Annotated in this window: 1 protein-coding gene; it reads right to left on the minus strand. The window is 40.6% G+C overall.

The genetic code is table 11. The features are described 5' to 3' along the window. A partial coding sequence (locus HC175_RS18345) for a DUF6929 family protein (protein ID WP_438865962.1) occupies positions 1-463 on the minus strand: 463 nt, incomplete at both ends.

The following is a 463-nucleotide window of genomic DNA, read 5'->3' on the forward strand; positions in this document are numbered from 1 at the left end:
TTTCAGAAATGATCTTATCGATAGCTACAGATTCTACCTTGATCTCTCCACCCTTTTCATTGGGAGAAGGGATGCGTTGCATCTCCCCCACAATTTCGTAATTTTCCATATCCAGAACTCCTATAAAACTTCCCAAAACGTCACCATCATCATAGGCATTATCTGTATCTTCAACCGAGGCTGTAAAAATGAGGAAAGGCATGTTCGGAAATGCCGTAGCACCCGAAAATCCTGCTTCGAGACCGTTGATTTCCGGAAGTGTCACTTCAGCAACAAAGACTTCAGGTGGGGGAGCATCATTTTCTATATGTGCGACAAAATCTTCATATTTGAATTTGATCACAACATTCTTTTTCCGGTTAAATAGAAAGAACTGTCCGTGATACTCGGCTGCGGCTTCGATATTGAATTCTGAATCCCTAAAAACATCCAGCTCTTTCAGTTTTTCATAAAAAGCAGAAAT

The organism is Salinimicrobium oceani, from assembly GCF_012037645.1.